Annotated in this window: 14 protein-coding genes; 6 read left to right on the forward strand and 8 right to left on the reverse strand. The window is 53.3% G+C overall.

Annotation, left to right across the window (positions count from 1 at the left end):
- Positions 1-72 precede the first annotated feature (72 nt).
- From katG to M4I31_RS22625, 3 genes are all read right to left on the reverse strand, one after another.
- Positions 73-2,253, reverse strand: coding sequence for a catalase/peroxidase HPI (gene katG / locus M4I31_RS22615; protein ID WP_042313364.1), 2,181 nt, complete (start codon positions 2,251-2,253; stop codon positions 73-75).
- 167 nt (positions 2,254-2,420) lie between these two features.
- Complete coding sequence (gene metF / locus M4I31_RS22620; RefSeq protein WP_038636049.1) at positions 2,421-3,308, reverse strand: methylenetetrahydrofolate reductase; 888 nt, start codon at positions 3,306-3,308, stop codon at positions 2,421-2,423.
- Between the two features lie 157 nt (positions 3,309-3,465).
- Positions 3,466-4,374, reverse strand: coding sequence for a LysR family transcriptional regulator (locus tag M4I31_RS22625; RefSeq protein ID WP_085049749.1), 909 nt, complete (start codon positions 4,372-4,374; stop codon positions 3,466-3,468).
- 89 nt (positions 4,375-4,463) lie between these two features.
- Here M4I31_RS22625 and M4I31_RS22630 point away from each other — a divergent pair, with 89 nt between their 5' ends.
- Positions 4,464-4,841 carry a carboxymuconolactone decarboxylase family protein gene (locus M4I31_RS22630; protein ID WP_085049748.1) on the forward strand — a complete coding sequence of 126 codons (378 nt, stop codon included), beginning with the start codon at positions 4,464-4,466 and terminating at the stop codon, positions 4,839-4,841.
- Positions 4,842-4,949: 108 nt separating this feature from the next.
- Here the strand turns inward: M4I31_RS22630 and metL are convergent, their stop codons facing one another.
- Entirely contained in the window at positions 4,950-7,382 is a 2,433-nt protein-coding gene (gene metL / locus M4I31_RS22635; RefSeq protein WP_085049747.1) for a bifunctional aspartate kinase/homoserine dehydrogenase II, read from the reverse strand.
- A 2-nt stretch (positions 7,383-7,384) separates the two neighbouring features.
- Entirely contained in the window at positions 7,385-8,545 is a 1,161-nt protein-coding gene (gene metB, locus M4I31_RS22640; RefSeq protein WP_085049746.1) for a cystathionine gamma-synthase, read from the reverse strand.
- A 265-nt stretch (positions 8,546-8,810) separates the two neighbouring features.
- Between metB and metJ the strand changes: the two genes are divergently transcribed.
- The gene (gene metJ, locus M4I31_RS22645) at positions 8,811-9,128 is read left to right on the forward strand and encodes a met regulon transcriptional regulator MetJ (RefSeq protein WP_003825168.1); all 318 of its coding nucleotides are present in this window, start codon (positions 8,811-8,813) and stop codon (positions 9,126-9,128) included.
- Between the two features lie 53 nt (positions 9,129-9,181).
- On the opposite strand, the gene M4I31_RS22650 is transcribed toward metJ, so the two are convergent.
- The 3 genes from M4I31_RS22650 to rpmE all read right to left on the reverse strand — a co-directional run bounded on the left by M4I31_RS22650 (position 9,182) and on the right by rpmE (position 11,927).
- Complete coding sequence (locus tag M4I31_RS22650; protein WP_085049745.1) at positions 9,182-10,606, reverse strand: MFS transporter; 1,425 nt, start codon at positions 10,604-10,606, stop codon at positions 9,182-9,184.
- An 89-nt stretch (positions 10,607-10,695) separates the two neighbouring features.
- Positions 10,696-11,376, reverse strand: a complete 681-nt coding sequence (locus tag M4I31_RS22655; RefSeq protein ID WP_061382567.1) for an oligogalacturonate-specific porin KdgM family protein — start codon at positions 11,374-11,376, stop codon at positions 10,696-10,698.
- 338 nt (positions 11,377-11,714) lie between these two features.
- Positions 11,715-11,927, reverse strand: coding sequence for a 50S ribosomal protein L31 (gene rpmE, locus M4I31_RS22660; protein ID WP_038636025.1), 213 nt, complete (start codon positions 11,925-11,927; stop codon positions 11,715-11,717).
- Between the two features lie 257 nt (positions 11,928-12,184).
- Between rpmE and priA the strand changes: the two genes are divergently transcribed.
- The 4 genes from priA (at position 12,185) to hslV (ending at position 17,253) form a co-directional block, all read left to right on the forward strand.
- Positions 12,185-14,383, forward strand: coding sequence for a primosomal protein N' (gene priA, locus M4I31_RS22665; RefSeq protein WP_085049744.1), 2,199 nt, complete (start codon positions 12,185-12,187; stop codon positions 14,381-14,383).
- A 154-nt stretch (positions 14,384-14,537) separates the two neighbouring features.
- The gene (cytR, locus tag M4I31_RS22670; protein WP_003028807.1) at positions 14,538-15,563 is read left to right on the forward strand and encodes a DNA-binding transcriptional regulator CytR; all 1,026 of its coding nucleotides are present in this window, start codon (positions 14,538-14,540) and stop codon (positions 15,561-15,563) included.
- Between the two features lie 93 nt (positions 15,564-15,656).
- On the forward strand, positions 15,657-16,631 hold the full coding sequence (gene ftsN, locus M4I31_RS22675; RefSeq protein ID WP_074458535.1) for a cell division protein FtsN: 975 nt from the start codon (positions 15,657-15,659) through the stop codon (positions 16,629-16,631).
- A gap of 91 nt (positions 16,632-16,722) precedes the next feature.
- Positions 16,723-17,253, forward strand: a complete 531-nt coding sequence (hslV, locus tag M4I31_RS22680; protein WP_003028805.1) for an ATP-dependent protease subunit HslV — start codon at positions 16,723-16,725, stop codon at positions 17,251-17,253.

Genomic DNA, 17,253 nt, shown 5'->3' on the forward strand with positions numbered 1-17,253 from the left:
AACCCCCGCAATCGCGGGGATTTTTTATTCATACCATGCCGGATACGCGCAAGCGCCATCCGGCGTTTTTGTTTACAGCAGATCGAAACGATCCAGGTTCATCACTTTCACCCATGCCGCCACAAAGTCCTTCACGAACTTCTCATGCGCATCGCTGCAGGCATAAACTTCAGCCACTGCACGCAGTACAGAGTTAGAACCAAACACCAGATCGGCGCGAGTTGCGGTGTATTTTACTTCGCCGCTCAGACGGTCACGGCCTTCAAACAGCTCTTGTGACTCATCAACCGCTTTCCATTCGTAACGCATATCCAGCAAATTGACGAAGAAGTCAGTGCTGAGTACGCCAGGACGATCGGTAAAGACGCCGTGCTGACTACCATCGAAGTTGGTGCCCAGTACGCGCATACCACCCACCAGCACAGTCATTTCCGGTGCGGTCAGCGTCAGCTGCTGTGCTTTATCGATCAGCAGTGACTCAGTGGTTGATACGTCAGGGCGAGAACGATAGTTACGGAAGCCGTCCGCAATTGGCTTGAGCAGTTCAAACATCTCAATATCCGTTTGATCCTGACGCGCATCCACGCGGCCCGGCGCAAAAGGAACATTGATGCTGACACCCGCAGCGCTTGCAGCCTGCTCCACGCCTACGACGCCAGCCAGCACGATAATATCGGCCAACGACGCGGTATGGGCTGATTTATAGATACCCTCTAACACGGGCAGTACGCGTGCTGCGGTAGCATTCACATCCCAACCACGCTGTGGGTCGAGCGCCAGACGAGCGCCATTCGCGCCGCCACGTTTATCCCCACCGCGGAAGGTTGATGCCGAAGCCCACGCTACCGATACCAGTTCGCCCACGGACAACCCGGAAGCCGCAATGGTCGCCTTCAGGTTAAGAATATCTTCTTCGCTTGGGTTGAAGAACGCATGCGGCAACGGATCCTGCCAAATCAGATCTTCTTTTGGCACTTCCGGTCCGATGTAACGCGCTTTCGGCCCCATATCGCGGTGCGTCAGTTTAAACCACGCACGAGCAAAGGCTTCGTTGAACGCCTGCGGATCGTTAAGGAAACGACGAGAGATCTTTTCGAACTCAGGATCGAAACGCAGCGTCAGGTCGGTGACCAGCATCGTCGGCTTGCGTTTTTTCTCAGGATCAAAAGGATCGGGGATAATCTCTGGCGCATCCACCGCCTCGAACTGGATAGCACCTGCCGGGCTGCGAGTCTGCACCCACTCATATTTGAACAGGTTCTCGAAGAAATAGTTGCTCCACTGGGTCGGCGTTTGCGTCCAGACCACTTCCAGGCCGGAAGTAATCGCGTCAGCACCCGCGCCGCTACCGTAGCTGCTGGCCCAGCCTAAGCCTTGCGCTTCGATCGGCGCAGATTCAGGATCGGCCCCAACGTGGGAAGCGGCTGCTGCGCCGTGAGTTTTACCTAACGTATGACCGCCGCCAATCAGCGCCACGGTTTCTTCGTCGTTCATTCCCATGTTACCGAAGGTCGCGCGAATCGCCGCGGCCGCAGAAAGCGGTTCGCCGCTGTGATCCGGCCCTTCCGGGTTAACATAGATAAGACCCATTTCGGTTGCGCCCAGCGGCGCTTTTGCCAGTTCTTCCGGGTGACGGTGGGTCAGCCAGGCTTTTTCATCACCCCAGTTTACGTCGAGATCCGGTTCCCAGACATCTTCACGACCCGCGCCAAAACCGAAGGTACGGAAGCCGGAGTTTTCCAGCGCCACGTTGCCCGCGAGGATAAACAGGTCGGCCCAAGAGATTTTCTGGCCATATTTCTGCTTGATTGGCCACAGCAGACGACGCGCTTTATCCAGGCTGACGTTGTCCGGCCAGGAGTTCAGTGGTGCAAAACGCTGTTGTCCGCGACCCGCGCCACCGCGTCCATCGATGGAACGATAGGTCCCTGCCCCGTGCCATGCCATACGGATAAACAAACCGGCATAAGAGCCCCAGTCAGCAGGCCACCACGGTTGAGATTCGGACAGAAGGGCTCTGAGATCCCCTTTCAGGGCAGAATAGTCAAGTTTGCTAAATTCTTTGCGGTAGTCGAAGTCCTCACCCAGCGGGTTCGAACGATTGGAATGTTGGTTCAAAAGATCAACGCGGAGTTGATTAGGCCACCAGTCGCGGTTACTTCTTCCTGCTCCCGCGCTGTGATCCGGCCCGCCCTGATGGAAAGGACACTTACCGGCAGTTGATGCGTTCTGGCTATCGTCGGACATGCTCATCTATATGCTCCCTTTACAGTGTTATGACTACGATATACACCACCAGAGATTAGATATAGTCGAAATAACCCACAGATTCGATAGCCAGATCCTTTTATATTTTTAGTTACAGAGATGTAGATCAAAATGATCAATAAAAAACCCTCCGCAGAGGGCTGACGTACTAATTATGCCGGTCTTACTCCCAGCGTGTGACAAATTGCGTAGCTCATTTCGGCGCGATTGAGAGTATAGAAATGGAAATCTTTCACCCCTTCGCGACTGAGAATTTTCACCATATCCATGGCGATGTTTGCGCCCACCAGCTTGCGGGTTTCCGCATCATCATCCAGGCCAGCAAACATGGTCGACATCCACGCCGGAATGCGAACGTTGGTCATGTCGGCAAATTTTTTCGCCTGTTTAAAGTTAGATACCGGCAGGATGCCCGGAATAATTTCCACATCGATACCCGCAGACACGCAGCGATCGCGAAAACGCAGGTAGCTTTCTACATCGAAGAAAAATTGGGTGATCGCGCGGTTCGCACCGGCATCAACCTTACGCTTCAGGTTCAGCAGATCGGCCTGAGCGCTCTTCGCTTCCGGGTGCACTTCCGGGTAAGCCGCAACGGAGATATCAAAGTCCGCAACGTCTTTCAGCAGAGTCACCAGGTCAGAGGCATACATATCCGGTTTACCGCTTCCCGGCGGCAGGTCACCGCGCAGGGCAACAATATGACGAATACCGTTATTCCAGTAGTCCTGAGCAATAGTGCGCAGCTCATCGCGGGTCGCATCAATACAGGTCAGGTGCGGCGCCGCTTCAAGCCCGGTGCGATCCTTGATCCCTTTAATAATGCTATGCGTGCGGTCGCGCTCACCAGAGTTTGCACCGTAAGTGACTGAAACAAACTTCGGCTTCAGGCTGCTCAGGCGATCGATAGAGTTCCACAGGGTTTGCTCCATTTCACTGGTGCGCGGCGGGAAAAATTCGAAAGAAACGTTAATCTGCCCCTGTACTTCGGCCAGACTCTGATTCAGCGCTTCCCGCTGGTTGGCGTGAAAAAAGCTCATACCTTACCTCATCAATCTTTTGTCGTTATATGTTGTGTTGTGAACTGCTATACGTTTAGACGTCTAGATGTAAAAATGACGGAAAAGCACGCTGGCGTCAACACAAAAATCATCGTTAAAGGTGAGGAATACTCAGTCAACGTGAAAATAATTCACATCAACCTGAAAGGCCGAGGGATTGGTTCACAACCGTCTGCAACCACTGCAACGTTGCTTCGCTCTCAGGCAGCATTACCAGTCCCACGTGGATACGCAATTCGGAATCGGTAAGCGGCAGAAATATCACGCCCTGACGCTGGATAGCGGAAAAGGAGGCCGGGAGTAAACCCAGACCGTCACCATGCGCGATCCGCGCCAGCAGCACGTCATGTTCCAGCGGCTCTTCAATACAGGCTGGAGAGTAACCGGCGCGGCGAAAAATATGTCGGGTGTAATCAAAAAAGGCAGGATTCCGTTCGCGTTTAAACCAGAACAGTGGTCGGTGGTTCAGCGTCGTTAATGAGAGTGACGGCAGGCTCGCCTCTGGCCAGATCGCGGGTAATGCGGCAATCATCGGCTCTTGCCAGCCGAGTGGCATGACGGTAAGCCCGGGAGTCTCAAGCGGTAACGCCACCAGCGCTGCATCCAGTTTTCCCCGACGAACCTGACGCACCAGCTCAGGCGAACCATGACGAACAATATGTAGCCTCTCCGTACGCCCGTGTAGCTGCGATTCAAGCGAAGCAAAAACACCTTGTTCAAACGCTGTACTTAGCCCCAGGCGCAGAGAGTGCTCCCCAGCTTGCGCTAACTGGCTCAACGTCGCGCAGGTTTCTTCGTACATCGTCAGCACTGGGCGCACTATTTCAAGTACGCGCAGACCGTCTTCCGTCAGCGTCAGCCCACGGGTATGACGGACAAAAAGCGTCATCCCCAGACGTTCTTCAAGCTGGCGAATGTGGCGACTCAGCGGCGGCTGCGACATAAATAAACGCTGCGCCGCCCGGCTCATATTGTTCTCTTCCGCTACTACAGAAAAGTAACGCAGCAGACGAATATCCAGAGAGTGCAAAGGCGATGTTGTCATACCAAAAAGGTATCACGGAAATGGTATTATCCCAATCATTCTGCACGCTCTATCCTCAGGCTATATACCAGACAAATGAGGAAGAGATTATGCATTCAGAACGCTTTATTACCGGTCAGAAGATGCTGCAAAAAGTGGATGGTAAAGGGGGCGATGCGGTCGTCGAAAGTCTGCAAGATATTGCGCCAGACTTCGCCCGCTACCTGCTTGAATTTCCTTTTGGCGACATCTATTCAAGACCGGGATTGGATTTACGCAATAGAGAGATTGCTACCGTCGCGGCGTTAACGGCGCTGGGTAATGCCGCCCCGCAGTTGAAAGTGCATATTGGCGCGGCATTACACGTTGGCTTAACACAGGATGAGATCGTCGAAGTGATTATGCAGATGGCCGTATACGCTGGCTTTCCGGCCGCGTTGAATGGTCTGTTCGCCGCGAAAGAGGTGTTTGCCTCCCACAGAGGCTAAAACAACAGGCCAGCGGTGAGATTTGCCCGGTGGCGCTGCCGCTTCCCGGGCCTATGGTTCGTGTCATAGCCAGGCCGGATAAGCGTAAGCGCCATCCGGCAACGCAAACTACAGCAACTGCGCCAGGCGGTTGATATCCGACTGAATAGCTCCGGCGGTCACATCGCGGCCTGCGCCAGGTCCGCGGATCACCAGCGGGTTATCGCGATACCAGCGGCTTTCAATGGCGAACACATTATCGCACGGCAACAATGCCGCCAGCGGGTGCTCAGAACGTACCGCTTCAACACCCACACGTGCTTTACCGTTAGCGTCAAAACGTGCCACATAGCGCAGCACCAGCCCCATTTCACGCGCCGCTTCCAGACGCTGCACCATCTGCTCGTTCAGTTCATCGCCATTTTCAAAGAAATGGTCAATAGAGCCTTCTTCACAATGCGCAGGCACCAGCGACTCCACGCGAACCTGATCCGGCTCGATGTCGTAACCCGCTTCACGCGCCAGAATCACCAGCTTGCGCATCACATCCTTGCCGGAAAGATCCACGCGCGGGTCTGGTTCGGTCAGCCCCTGCTGCCACGCCTGATCCACCAGGTCGGTGAACGGCACCGTGCCATCAAATTGCAGGAACAGCCACGACAACGTGCCAGAGAAGATCCCGCTGATCGACAGAATGGTATCTCCGCTATCAATCAGATCGCGCACGGTATGGTTGATCGGTAAACCTGCGCCCACGGTGGCGTTATACAGCCAGTGACGACCAGTTTTTTCAAACGCATCATGGATTTGGCGATACTTATTACTGCTGCTCGCACCCGCCAGTTTGTTAGCGCTGATAACATGGAAACCGTGACTGGCGAAATCCAGATATTGATCCGCCAACTGCTCGCTGGCGGTTACGTCCAGCACCACTAAATCATCATACGGGTGGGCGCGCATCCACAGGAACAATGACTCTTCATCCTGCTCCACTGCCTCATCATCAAAGAAGGCCAACGCGCGGCTGGCATCCAGCCCTTCATAATTCAGCAGACTACGGCGGCTATCGACCACGCCCGCCAGCACGAACTCTAATCCGGTCCGCGCCGAGAGCGTACTTTGCTCACGGGCGAATAGCTCCAGCCAACGTGATCCAATATTCCCCTTCCCGAACAACACCAGGCCGATTCGTTTTTCCGCGCGGAAAATTGACTGATGCAGACCCTGAATCAGGCTCTCCGTCGGTCCGGTACGCAGTACGGCAACCAGGCTGATGCCCTCCTCCGACTGCCAGGTGAATTCGACCGGCTGACCTTTCAGTTGCTGCCAGAAGCGGTGGCAGTGCAGCGGGTTACGGGTGACGCCCGCCCCGACCATCGCCACCAGCGCCAACCCCTGGCGCAGACGCAGCTCGCCCGGCAATCCGGCCTCATCAAGAATTCTCAACGCGCCGTCAGCGACTTCGGAGGTATAGCAAAATTGCAGCAGTTGGCGATCGGGATGCACACCGACCGCCAGCGGACGCACCTGGGTGCGTTTTAAAATCTGATCGACCTCTTTATGGGCCAGCTTAAAGTCCTGACCGGTGGGAACCTGAAACTCAATCAGGCAGACGTCGTCATGACTGGTCACGATACGCGCCCCGGTCCCGGAAGCCAGCACGCGTTCAATACGCGTTGAACCTTGCTCAGGGGTATAGCTACAACGCAGCTGGAGATCAATATCACTGCCGGAAACCGGCTGTAAGGTACGGGCATGGAGAACCGGAGCCGCCAGACGCGCCAGTTCGCTGGCTTCATCCAGACGCAGCAGCGGTAGCAGGCAGGCATCTTTTACTTTACGTGGATCCGCGCTGTAAACCCCGGCGACATCACTCCAGATGGTTACGCGGGAAACCCCGGCCAGCGCGCCAACCTGCGTCGCCGAGTAGTCAGAACCATTACGCCCCAGCAGTACCGTGTCACCGGCGTTGTTACGGCTAATAAAGCCGGTAACGACCAGGCGTTTACCCGGATGTTGCGCCAGAAGTTGCTGCAACAATGGGTAGGAGAGACCTTCATCCACCTGCGGCTGAGCGCTACGCTCCGCACGTAAAAAATCGCGCGCATCCAGCCAGGCCGATTCCAGACCTTGTTGGTTAAGGACAGCGGACATCAAACGCGCCGACCATACCTCACCGTGTCCGACGACTTCAGCATAAACGGCATCGTTCACGCCGCTGTCGAGTAATCCGGCCAGACGCTCCAGGTCGTGAATAAACGCACCGATCAGGCCGTCGGCCACTTCTGGTGGTAACAAACCGCTAATCAGCTCGCTCTGATAGCGACGTAACGCCTGCTGAACCTGATGCGCAGAAAGACGATCGGTCTGGCTTAACTTCAGCCAGCTAATCAACTGGTTAGTGGTACTGCCTGCGGCTGAAACAACCATCATGTCATCAGGCTGCGAGTATTCCGCCATAATGCCTGCGACACGCAGATAACATTTCACATCAGCCAGACTACTACCACCAAATTTGTGCAGTTGACGACCCTTCGCCCCTGCCTGCGCAATCACACTCATGTTTACCCCTTGTTTGCAGCCCGGAAGCCATTTTCCAGGTCGGCAATTAAATCTTCGCCATCTTCAATACCGGTGGAGATACGCAGCAGCGTTTCCGAAATCCCTGCCGCCGCGCGCGCTTCTGGCGCCATTCCCGCGTGTGTCATGGTTGCGGCGTGGGAGATCAGACTTTCAACGCCTCCTAACGATTCCGCCAGCGTAAACAATGACAGCCCGCCAAGGAAGCGACGCAGCGTTTGCTCATCGCCATCCAGTTCAAAACTCAGCATCGCGCCAAAGCCTTTTTGCTGACGCACGGCAATCTCATGCCCTTGATTATTCGGCAATGATGGGTGATACAATTTTTTCACCAGCGGCTGCGTTTGCAGATAATCAACAATCGCCTGAGCATTACGTTGCGCCACCTCCATACGCGGTGACAGAGTACGCAGGCCGCGCAACAGCAGATAACTATCAAACGCGCCGCCGGTCACACCAATATTATTCGCCCACCACGCCAGTTCAGTGACCGTTTCCGGATCTTTCGCTATCACCACACCAGCCACCACGTCTGAGTGACCGTTTAAATATTTCGTGCATGAATGCAACACCAGATCGGCGCCCAATGCCAGTGGATTTTGCAGTGCCGGGCTTAAAAAAGTGTTGTCTACCACGCTGACTGCACCAGCTTCACGCGCCAATTGACAGATTTTCGCAATATCCACCACGCGTAGTAGCGGGTTGCTTGGGCTTTCTACCAGCACCAGCTTCGGTTTTTCCGCCAGCGCCACCTGCAACGCCCGCTCATCACCTTGATCAACAAACAGTACGCGATAACAGCCTCGCTTTGCCAGACTGTCAAACAGGCGATAGCTGCCGCCGTAACAGTCGTGCGGCGCAACCAGCAGATCGCCAGGTTTCAGGAATACCGTCGTCACCAGATGAATCGCCGACATGCCGGTATTGGTTAGTACCGCACCCGCGCCACCTTCCAGTTCTGCCAACGCACGCTGAACCACATCGCGCGTCGGGTTACCGCGGCGTGAATAGTCATGGGCGCGAGGCTCATTAAAGCCGGTAAAGTTATAGGTACTGGAGAGGTGAATCGGCGGGACAACGCAACCGTACTGTTCGTCGTCATTTAATCCGCTACGCACTGCGATGGTGGCCTGTTTACGCGTCATAGAGAGGAGATCCTGGCTGAGTCGGTGAAAAGTCAGGCACCAGATTAATCATAGTTACGATAGCCGTCAATACATCTGGACATCTAAACTTCTTTGCGTATAGATTGAGCAAACCGCAAATAGCCGTTAAAATTATATGCATTAGCGTACATCCGCGTCGGCTTACTTCGTGTCAGGGCCGCGCCACTACGATAAACTACGCGCAATTATGGTCCGGGCTCAGGTTCTGGCCTCAATATTAATGACGAAGAGGATTAGGTATCTCATGGCTGAATGGAGCGGCGAATATATCAGCCCATACGCTGAGCACGGTAAGAAGAGTGAGCAAGTAAAAAAAATTACGGTTTCCATTCCTCTGAAGGTGTTAAAAATCCTTACCGATGAACGCACGCGTCGTCAGGTGAACAACCTGCGCCACGCCACCAACAGCGAACTGCTGTGTGAAGCGTTTCTGCATGCTTTTACCGGGCAACCACTACCCAACGATGACGACCTGCGTAAAGAACGCAGTGATGAAATCCCGGAAGAAGCAAAGGTAATCATGCGTGAACTGGGTATCAACCCGGAAACGTGGGAATACTGATCGTTAGAGAAAGATGAAAGAAGGCGGGATTGCTCCCGCCATCTTTCACAACGTTACTTACTAATCCCATTGATTTTATTAAATGTTTCTTCCATTTTGAGCGTTTCTTTACGGTTCAATGGATAGCAATAAATCAGAATGACCGCCGCCAAAAACAGGCACAAAGCCGGCAAGAGATTCGCCATCGTATAAATATTTTCCTGCACGATGCTGGTTTGCACAGCCCCACCCGTTGAGGAAGATTGATAACCAATGATGGCCAGCATAAAGCCGCCAATCGCCCCGGCGCACGCCTGACCAACCTTGCGGGCGAAGAAGTTCACGCCATAAACGGTACCATCCTCACGATCGCCAGTGACATACTGGTGATAATCACAAACATCGGTCATAAACGCCCATATCATCAGGTTGAATAACCCCGCCCCCAGCGTCGCCAGAAACAGGAAAACCAAATAGACTTTCGCGTCGGTAATGTGGACGAAGTACATAATCAGATACATCGCTACCGCAAAGAGCAACGCGCCTACACTTGCTTCTTTTTTACCAAACCGCTTCGTGAGCCAGGATGCCGATGGCGCCAGCAAAACCAGAGAACCAAAGGTAAACAGCAATGCAACGGACATGGCCTCTTTGTTATGGAAATAGTCATTAAACAGGTAGGTCATATTGGTCCCGGACAACCCCTGATTAATCACAATCAGCAGATCCACCACAACCAAAACAATCAGCGCCTTATTACGTAATAGCCCCTTCAGCAGTACCGACACGGGCATGCTCTCTTTTCTCTCCACACGCACACGTTCTGTCGTTAACTGACAGGTTAGGGTTAAAAAGAGAAAACCCAGTACTGCGCAACCCATGGCAATCCAGAAGAAATGCTGCCCGGAAATCACCTGGCTTCCGTCCACCAGGGTGGTGTACATCAGAATGGGAATAAAAAAGCCGGTTGCCCCACCGCCGATGGCAGACCCAACGCTGCGCCAGGTTGAGAGCGAAACACGATCTTCCGGGTTCGAGCTAATCGCCGCAGACATGGCGCCATACGGGATACTGACCGTCGATAACAACGAACCGTAGATAAAATAGGAGCAGCAGATGTAGATAATTTTCGCCGTATAAGAGAAATCATTCACAAATGGCAGGAACAGGACGACCGCAATGATGCAAAATGGATATTTCATACGGCGCACCCACGGGTTAAACCGTCCATGTATCGTTAGTTTAGAGGTATCACATAAACGCCCTACGCCAACATCGACAAACGCATCAAAGAGTTTGGTCACAAAATAGAGCGAGCCGACAATAACCCCGGAAATACCGAGTACGTTGGTGTAATAAATCATTAAAAAACTGTTCACCAGTCCAAGAATAAAACAGGTTCCGAGGTCTCCACACAAATAACCAAATTTGTCTCTTAATCCGAAAGGCCTGACAGCAATACTTTGATTACTTCCAATTATAGTTCCATCATTAGACATGATGTCAACTCCTTAGACTCATTATTCACGCAAACTATATGGATACACCGATGCTCAGCGTAATAAACCGCAATGAAGAGTATTAACGGTCAGAAGTTATAACCGAGACCGACACGATAACGAGTCTGGCGATCGTCTGTGGTGGTGGTGTTATAACCGGAGGAAACGTTACCCACCTCAACAAACGGAATCCAGGAACCTATTTTATAAGCTACACGGAAGTTATATTCATAATCGTCTTTTCGGTTGTTATATAAATCTTCGCTATCGGCAATTTTATAAATACCGTTAAGCTCAAACATCCAGTCATGAATGTTATAACCGAGCCATGCTTCCGGACGATAGACCATGCGATCATCCTTGCCGTCAGTGTTTCTGCGCATGTACTCCTGACGATAGCGGAACGCAGTCCACCAGCTGTCATTGATATTGTACTGTACGCGGATATATGGTTTATAAATCGTGATGTTATCGCCCGTTTCGATCGCAATACCCGGCTGCCAGATAAGATCCCGCCAGGTAAACTGGTAGCTTGCAGTATACTCGTTGCCATTACTTTCCATATTATTCCACGCATCATTAGATTGCGTATCTTCGGAACGTGAAATGGCTTCAACGGCTACACCAAAACCAGTCGCAAAACGATGAGACATATAAACACGATCGTAATTGCGCCCATCGTCATAATATTCATGACGATAATCAACATAACCCGCTTGCGCGGCCACAGAGAATAATGGAATCAGTAATAACGCAGATTTAAATTTCATGACCATCCCTCTTCACACTAAATCAAGGAAATTATCCATCTCGTTCCGCCCATTAATGGGAAACGATGAAGGATTAAGAATAATTTTATATTTCCACGAAAGTGTATTTTAGAAAGAAAGCAGAAACCTTTGGTATTTTGCCAACAATTGGCATGAGTGGCAAAAATCAGAAGATAAAAAGGATGTAGATCACCAGTAGAAACATTTTACCTAAAAAATAAAAACGCTGTTTTATTTATTAAATAAAAGACACTATTCAACACATCAATATAAATTTCATTCTTCAGGAGCAGAAACAAAAAAAGCGCCGAAAGGCGCTTTTTTCTGACAGCTGAGACTTATTTGCTGCCTGGGATGTTGAAACGCTTGTTGAAGCGATCAACGCGGCCACCGGTAGCAACATCACGCTGCTTGCCAGTATAGAACGGGTGGCACTTGCTGCACACGTCGAGGTTCAGATCGTGACCGACGGTGGAGCGGATTTTAATGACGTTACCGCAAGAGCAGTTTGCAGTAATTTCTTCGTATTTCGGGTGAATATCTTTTTTCATGGGAAAACCTCAGTTTAAGGCCGCGTCGCTCTTCCAGCCCTAACGCCAGACACCACGCGATGTTAATTATTCCCCGTCACCTTTCACACTGCATCAACAGCTTGAAATTCTCGGGTAATGGTCATTGTTTGACGCAATCAATTTGCATCAAAGGCGGCGAATCATACAGAAATTAACCTGCTCATGCAAACTGATCCGCATTCTACCCTTCACTAATGTGTATACTAACCCGCCAGATTTCAAGTCAGGATGATTCAATGCCCGTTGCGCACGTTGCCTTACCCGTTCCGCTACCTCGCACCTTTGACTACCTTCTGCCGGAAGGCATGAGCGCCAAAGCCGGGTGTCGTGTACGCGTGCCTTTTGGCAAGCAACAGGAGCGCGTGGGCATCGTCCTTTCCGTTAGCGAGCACAGCGAACTGCCGCTCAACGAATTGAAAGCCGTTCTCGAAGTGCTGGACAGCGAGCCGGTCTATTCGACCTCCGTCTGGCGTCTGCTGTTGTGGGCAGCTGACTATTATCATCATCCTATTGGCGACGTGCTGTTTCATGCCCTGCCGATTCTGCTACGCCAGGGACGCCCGGCTGCCAACGCGCCCATGTGGTACTGGTTTGCCACTGAAGAGGGCCAGGTTATTGATCTCAACGGCCTGAAGCGTTCTCCCAAGCAGCAGCAGGCGCTGGCAGCATTACGCCAGGGAAAAATCTGGCGCGACCAGGTGGCAGAGCTGGAATTTAATGACGCCGCCTTGCAGGCGCTGCGTAAAAAAGGCCTGTGCGATCTGGCAAGCGAAACACCAGACTTTAGCGACTGGCGTACACACTACGCGGTTTCCGGTGAACGTCTGCGGCTGAATACCGAACAGGCTACCGCCGTCGGGGCGATCCACAGCGCCTCGGACAGTTTTAGCGCCTGGCTATTAGCGGGCGTGACGGGATCAGGTAAAACAGAGGTCTATTTAAGCGTACTGGAAAATGTGCTCGTCCAGGGCAAACAGGCGCTGGTGATGGTGCCGGAGATTGGCCTGACGCCGCAAACTATTGCTCGGTTTCGCGAGCGCTTCAATGCGCCGGTCGAAGTCCTGCACTCGGGTTTAAATGACAGCGAACGTCTTTCGGCATGGCTGAAGGCGAAAAATGGCGAAGCGGCGATTGTCATCGGCACGCGCTCGTCGCTATTTACACCGTTTAAAAATCTGGGCGTGATTGTCATCGACGAAGAGCACGACAGCTCTTATAAACAGCAGGAAGGCTGGCGCTATCATGCGCGCGACCTCGCGGTTTATCGTGCCCATAGCGAACAAATTCCCATTATTCTCGGCTCAGCCACCCCAGCGCTGGAAACGCTGTGCAACGTGCGGCAGAAAAAATACCGCATGCTGCGCCTGACGCGCCGCGCCGGAAATGCGCGCCCAGCCACTCAGCACGTGCTGGATCTGAAAGGTCAGCAGGTACAGGCCGGACTCGCCCCTGCGCTTATCGCTCGTATGCGTCAGCACCTGCAGGCGGATAACCAGGTGATCCTGTTTTTAAACCGCCGGGGTTTTGCTCCTGCCCTGCTGTGCCACGACTGTGGCTGGATTGCTGAATGCCCGCGCTGCGATCACTACTACACGCTGCATCAGGCGCAGCACCATCTGCGCTGCCACCACTGCGACAGTCAGCGTCCGATACCGCGTCAGTGCCCTTCCTGCGGCTCAACGCATATGGTTCCGGTAGGACTCGGCACCGAACAGCTTGAGCAGGCTCTGGTGCCTTTTTTCCCGGGCGTGCCCATCTCACGCATCGATCGCGACACGACCAGCCGTAAAGGGTCGCTGGAGCAGCATCTGGCGGAAGTGCATCGCGGCGGCGCGCGAATCCTGATCGGCACACAAATGCTGGCGAAAGGCCACCATTTCCCGGACGTCACTCTGGTGGCGCTGCTGGACGTTGACGGCGCGCTGTTCTCCGCAGATTTCCGGTCGGCAGAACGCTTCGCCCAGCTCTACACGCAGGTTTCCGGGCGTGCCGGTCGCGCCGGGAAACAGGGTGAAGTGGTGCTGCAAACGCACCACCCTGAACATCCGCTACTGCAAACCTTACTGTATAAAGGTTATGACGCTTTTGCCGAGCAGGCGCTGGCCGAGCGACAAACGCTCCAGCTTCCCCCATGGACCAGCCATGTGATCGTGCGGGCAGAAGATCACAACAACCAGCATGCGCCGATGTTCTTGCAGCAGTTACGAAATCTGATTCAGGCCAGTCCGCTGGCCGATGAAAAACTGTGGGTGTTAGGCCCGGTTCCCGCCCTGGCGCCCAAACGTGGCGGTCGCTATCGCTGGCAAATTTTGTTGCAGCACCCATCGCGAATTCGCCTGCAGCATATCGTCAGCGGCACACTGGCGCTGATCAATACGTTACCCGATGCGCGTAAAGTTAAATGGGTGCTGGATGTCGATCCCATCGAGGGATAATCCCTCACGATGCGAGGCGGATCGTAAAATTAAAGATCCATCACACTTTTTATGAAAATTCTGTAACCGCTTCCATTCACTATCTGATAAAAATGTTTCAGATGAAGGTTATCCAGGGACGAGTCTGTGCCAGCCGCCCTGGCGAGGAGAAAGAGTGAAACCGAATAAGCAGGTTGCCGCCGCTACGATGAAAGATGTTGCCCTGAAGGCGAAAGTCTCAACGGCAACCGTATCCCGCGCATTAATGAATCCAGACAAAGTTTCGCAGTCAACCCGTAACAAGGTTGAGCAGGCTGCTCTGGAAGTGGGATATCTACCTCAATCGATGGGACGCAACGTAAAGCGTAATGAGTCACGTACCATTCTGGTGATTGTGCCTGATATCTGCGATCCGTTTTTTAGCGAAGTCATTCGTGGCATAGAAGTCACCGCCGCAGAACAGGGATATCTGGTGCTTATCGGCGATTGCGCGCACCAGAATCAGCAGGAAAAGACCTTTCTTAACCTCATTATCACCAAGCAGATCGATGGCATGGTCCTGCTCAGCTCGCGCCTGCCGTTTGATGCCAGCGTTGAAGAGCAGCGTAATTTACCGCCGATGGTTATGTCCAACGAGTTCGCGCCAGAGCTGGAACTCCCCACCGTGCACATTGATAACCTCACCGCCGCCTTCAACGCGATGAATTATCTGCTGGAGTTGGGACATAAACGCATTGGCTGTATCGCCGGACCAGAGGATATGCCGCTGTGCCATTACCGTCTGCAAGGTTACGTTCAGGCACTGCGCCGCAGCGGAATTACGGTCGATCCGCATTTCATCGCGCGCGGAGACTTTACCTATGAAGCGGGAGCTAATGCGCTTAAACAGCTCCTGGCGCTACCACAGCCGCCTACCGCAGTCTTCTGCCACAGCGATGTCATGGCGCTTGGCGCCCTCTCTTACGCCAAACGTCAGGGCCTGAAAGTACCCGACGATTTATCGATCATTGGCTTCGATAACATTTCGCTCGCGGAATTTTGTGATCCACCCCTGACAACCGTCGCACAGCCGCGTTTCGATATCGGACGCGAAGCTATGCTGTTACTGCTCGATCAATTACAAGGGCAGAACGTCAGCAGTGGCTCACGTTTACTGGACTGCGAGCTTATTATTCGGGGTACAACCCGGGCACTGACGTAAAGTAAAGTGCTTTCGGACTCCCCTGTCTGGTCAAAGGCCCGCCGCTTAAGTAACATGGCGGGCTGACGAACGAATAAATACAGCGAAACGATAGTGGCACAACGAGATTATGTACGTCGCGGCCAACCGGCACCTTCGCGGCGCAAAAAGAGCACATCACGGAAAAAACAACGCAATACGCCTGCGGTATCGCCCGCTATGGTTGCTATTGCTGCAGCCGTACTCGTGACCTTTATCGGTGGTCTGTACTTCATTACGCATCACAAGAAAGAAGAGTCCGAAACGCTGCAAAACCAGAAAGTCACCGGGAATGGCATTCCACCAAAACCGGAAGAGCGCTGGCGATACATCAAAGAGCTGGAAAGCCGTCAGCCTGGCGTACGCGCGCCTACCGAACCGTCTGCCGGCGGCGAGGTGCTGAACGCCGACCAGTTAACCAATGAGCAGCGCCAGTTGTTGGCGCAGATGCAGGCTGATATGCGTCAACAGCCAACGCAGCTCAACGAAGTACCATGGAACGAACAAACGCCTGAGCAACGCCAGCAAACGCTGCAGCGTCAGCGTCAGGTGCAACAGCAGCAGTGGAACACTACGCAGCAGCAGGCTCAACAGCCACGCCAACGGGCAACGGAACAGCCGTACCAGCAGCCGCAAACGCGTACGGCGCAAACCGCACCGGTACAACAGCCGAAACCGCAGCCAAAACCGGCGGCGCAACAGCCGTATCAGGATCTGCTGCAAACGCCTGCGCATACCACCGCCGCTCAGCCGAAAACGCAACCGGCCGCGCCAATAACGAATGAAACGCAGCCGCCAAAACAGACTGCGGAGAAAAAAGATGAACGCCGCTGGATGGTTCAGTGCGGGTCATTTAAAGGCGCTGAGCAGGCAGAAACCGTGCGCGCGCAGCTGGCCTTTGAAGGGTTCAACTCGCGAATTACCACTAATAACGGCTGGAATCGCGTGGTTATTGGTCCGCTCAAAGGCAAAGAGAATGCCGACAATACCATCAGCCGCCTGAAGGTTGCCGGTCACACAAACTGCATTCGACTCGCCACTGGGGGTTGAAACCCCCAAAATCCCCCCCATCTATACTTGCATTACGCCCCGCATCCTGTGCGGGGCCTGTATTCTGCATTTGTAACCAAGGGGTCTGCTCGTGACAACAATAGTAAGCGTACGCCGTAACGGCCATGTGGTAATCGCCGGTGATGGTCAGGCCACACTGGGTAACACCGTAATGAAAGGCAACGTGAAGAAAGTCCGCCGTCTGTATAACGACAAAGTCATTGCGGGCTTTGCGGGCGGTACTGCGGATGCATTCACGCTGTTTGAACTGTTCGAACGCAAGCTGGAAATGCACCAGGGTCACCTGGTGAAAGCGGCCGTTGAACTGGCAAAAGACTGGCGTACCGACCGTATGCTGCGCAAACTCGAAGCGCTGCTGGCCGTCGCAGATGAAACGGCATCACTCATCATCACCGGTAACGGCGACGTCATCCAGCCAGAAAACGATCTGATTGCCATCGGCTCCGGCGGTCCCTACGCCCAGGCTGCTGCACGCGCTCTGCTGGAAAACACCGAGCTTGGCGCGCGCGAGATTGCTGAGAAAGCGTTGGATATTGCAGGGGATATCTGCATTTATACCAACCACTTCCATACCATCGAAGAATTGAACTCCAAAGCGTAA

It is taken from the genome of Citrobacter sp. XT1-2-2, assembly GCF_023516235.1.
Classification (GTDB): domain Bacteria; phylum Pseudomonadota; class Gammaproteobacteria; order Enterobacterales; family Enterobacteriaceae; genus Citrobacter; species Citrobacter werkmanii.

Bases quoted from the DNA above. Each gene is read 5' to 3' on its own strand.
- katG (WP_042313364.1), bottom strand. From the start codon at position 2,253: ATGAGCATGTCCGACGATAGCCAGAACGCATCAACTGCCGGTAAGTGT.
- metF (WP_038636049.1), bottom strand. From the start codon at position 3,308: ATGAGCTTTTTTCACGCCAACCAGCGGGAAGCGCTGAATCAGAGTCTG.
- M4I31_RS22625 (WP_085049749.1), bottom strand. From the start codon at position 4,374: ATGACAACATCGCCTTTGCACTCTCTGGATATTCGTCTGCTGCGTTAC.
- M4I31_RS22630 (WP_085049748.1), top strand. From the start codon at position 4,464: ATGCATTCAGAACGCTTTATTACCGGTCAGAAGATGCTGCAAAAAGTG.
- metL (WP_085049747.1), bottom strand. From the start codon at position 7,382: ATGAGTGTGATTGCGCAGGCAGGGGCGAAGGGTCGTCAACTGCACAAA.
- metB (WP_085049746.1), bottom strand. From the start codon at position 8,545: ATGACGCGTAAACAGGCCACCATCGCAGTGCGTAGCGGATTAAATGAC.
- metJ (WP_003825168.1), top strand. From the start codon at position 8,811: ATGGCTGAATGGAGCGGCGAATATATCAGCCCATACGCTGAGCACGGT.
- M4I31_RS22650 (WP_085049745.1), bottom strand. From the start codon at position 10,606: ATGTCTAATGATGGAACTATAATTGGAAGTAATCAAAGTATTGCTGTC.
- M4I31_RS22655 (WP_061382567.1), bottom strand. From the start codon at position 11,376: ATGAAATTTAAATCTGCGTTATTACTGATTCCATTATTCTCTGTGGCC.
- rpmE (WP_038636025.1), bottom strand. From the start codon at position 11,927: ATGAAAAAAGATATTCACCCGAAATACGAAGAAATTACTGCAAACTGC.
- priA (WP_085049744.1), top strand. From the start codon at position 12,185: ATGCCCGTTGCGCACGTTGCCTTACCCGTTCCGCTACCTCGCACCTTT.